At 43.6% G+C, this 1754-nt stretch carries 3 protein-coding genes; all 3 read left to right on the top strand.

Annotation, left to right across the window (positions count from 1 at the left end; all coding sequences use genetic code 11):
* Nucleotides 1-210 precede the first annotated feature (210 nt).
* The 3 genes from HRU10_15360 to HRU10_15350 all read left to right on the top strand — a co-directional run bounded on the left by HRU10_15360 (nucleotide 211) and on the right by HRU10_15350 (nucleotide 1678).
* Nucleotides 211-1056: a DUF2806 domain-containing protein gene (locus HRU10_15360; protein ID NRA28611.1), complete on the top strand. Its 846-nt coding sequence runs from the start codon at nucleotides 211-213 to the stop codon at nucleotides 1054-1056.
* Between the two features lie 101 nt (nucleotides 1057-1157).
* On the top strand, nucleotides 1158-1412 hold the full coding sequence (locus tag HRU10_15355; protein NRA28610.1) for a type II toxin-antitoxin system prevent-host-death family antitoxin: 255 nt from the start codon (nucleotides 1158-1160) through the stop codon (nucleotides 1410-1412).
* Nucleotides 1409-1678 carry a Txe/YoeB family addiction module toxin gene (locus HRU10_15350; GenBank protein ID NRA28609.1) on the top strand — a complete coding sequence of 90 codons (270 nt, stop codon included), beginning with the start codon at nucleotides 1409-1411 and terminating at the stop codon, nucleotides 1676-1678. Before HRU10_15355 ends, HRU10_15350 begins: the two co-directional genes overlap by 4 nt.
* The last annotated feature ends 76 nt before the right edge of the window (nucleotides 1679-1754 follow it).

Here is a 1754-nt window from a genome sequence, read left to right as displayed (position 1 = left end):
GCTTGCTACTAAACCTTACAACCATCACACAAAGTTGAAACTTTGAATCTAATTGACAAACCGCCTTCTCATGGAAGCCGGTGCACTGAACGCTGATTATTCTTGGCGCGATTGTCGATTAGGGGCAGCGGAGAAAATTTTCGTTCCAAGTGAGAAAAGACTTCCATCAGCGTCTGTGACCTTTAGCATTAGAAAGAGTATTGAAAGAAGATGCTTAACGACATTACGGGAATATCAAAACCTTTAGAAAAACTCATAGAGGAGGTATCTAAGAGTATTGGAGTTTTGTATGAGCCTACTCGTATTCGGCGAAAAACAAAGGCCGAGAATGATGCTGAGTTGATCAAGCTCGAAGGAGAAATCGAACGCAATGAGCTATTGAAAAGAGCAGCACATCGAATTGGACATACCGAGGCAAGGCGACAAGCGAACATCGATAACACCGTAGCATCAAGTGTTGAACACTTGTCTAGCTCTGTTTCTGACCTCCCAGTAGACCCAGATTGGATGTCTCGATACTTCGAAGGGTGCCAAGATGTTTCGGACGAATCGATGCAGGAGGTATGGGCTAAAGTATTAGCTCGTGAGATCTCTGAGCCGGGACATTTCTCAACACTAACGCTTAGCATCTTGAAGAACATGACAAAGAAAGACGCTCAGTTATTTGAACGTCATGCGTCATTGGCTTGGAGCATGGATAGATATTTCTTTATTCCAGTAGATATTGACGAGGCTATGCCTGTGAGTTGGTGGGACAGAAGTTTGAGTCATTCACAGACGCTCCATATGGATACCCTAGGCCTATTAAATGTTCGAGACGACCTCCGTGCTTATGTTACTGTTGGAGGAACATTTAACTATTTTGACCACGTCTGTTATGCAGACAGGGACAGTATTGGAAAAATGAACATATTCTCTTTTTCGAAGGTAGGTGAAGAATTGATGAGAATTTGCAACCGAGACTATTCAGATGCGTATTTTGAAAAGTCGTTAGAATTTATGGAGAAAAAATTGGATGTGCGTTTTCTGTCTAACCTCGACGAAGCGAATTTCTAACAAGTCGCTTCTGGACAACGCCTGATGGCGTGCCAGAGCTCATCGTTCTACAAAATGATAAAGTACTTGAATACGTACACTTTGCGCGCATTCTGTGACTCATGGATGCGATAACCTACACGGAAGCTCGGAATAAGCTCGCGAGCGTTATGGATAAGGTCTGTGTTGACCATGACCCTGTCGTGATCACGCGTGGTAGTAAAAATGCCGTAGTAATGATCTCTTTGGATGATTTCGAATCGTGGGAAGAAACTATGTATCTTTTGAAGAGCCCGGCGAATGCTGAGCGTCTAAGAGAGTCCGTGGCCCGGGTTGATAAAGGAATCTTCGAGAAGAAAGAGCTAATTCGAGAATGAGTGTCTACTTCGACGATCTTGGATGGAAGGACTATCTATATTGGCAGAAGCTAGATAAGAAAAAGGTTAAGAAAATAAATGAATTGATAGATTCGATTCTTAGAGATCCTTTTGATGGTATCGGCAAACCTGAGCCTCTAAGGTTTGACCTTCAGGGCTGTTGGTCTCGCCGCATCGATGGTGAGAATCGATTAGTCTATAAGTGGATCGAAGAGGATCGGTGCGTCGTGGTTCTTCAGTGTCGGTATCACTACGAGCGAAGGTAGAACAAGAATGAATGAGAAGGCGGCACAGAATCTGATCCCTTCTCATCATGGAAAACGCTAACAAAGACACCTACAC

This window comes from Opitutales bacterium, from assembly GCA_013215165.1.
Lineage (GTDB): Bacteria > Verrucomicrobiota > Verrucomicrobiia > Opitutales > JABSRG01 > JABSRG01.
The sequence above is the reverse complement of the archived record's forward strand: the minus strand, read 5'-3'. Positions and strand labels throughout refer to the sequence as shown.

Bases quoted from the DNA above. Each gene is read 5' to 3' on its own strand.
- HRU10_15360 (NRA28611.1), top strand. From the start codon at position 211: ATGCTTAACGACATTACGGGAATATCAAAACCTTTAGAAAAACTCATA.
- HRU10_15355 (NRA28610.1), top strand. From the start codon at position 1,158: ATGGATGCGATAACCTACACGGAAGCTCGGAATAAGCTCGCGAGCGTT.
- HRU10_15350 (NRA28609.1), top strand. From the start codon at position 1,409: ATGAGTGTCTACTTCGACGATCTTGGATGGAAGGACTATCTATATTGG.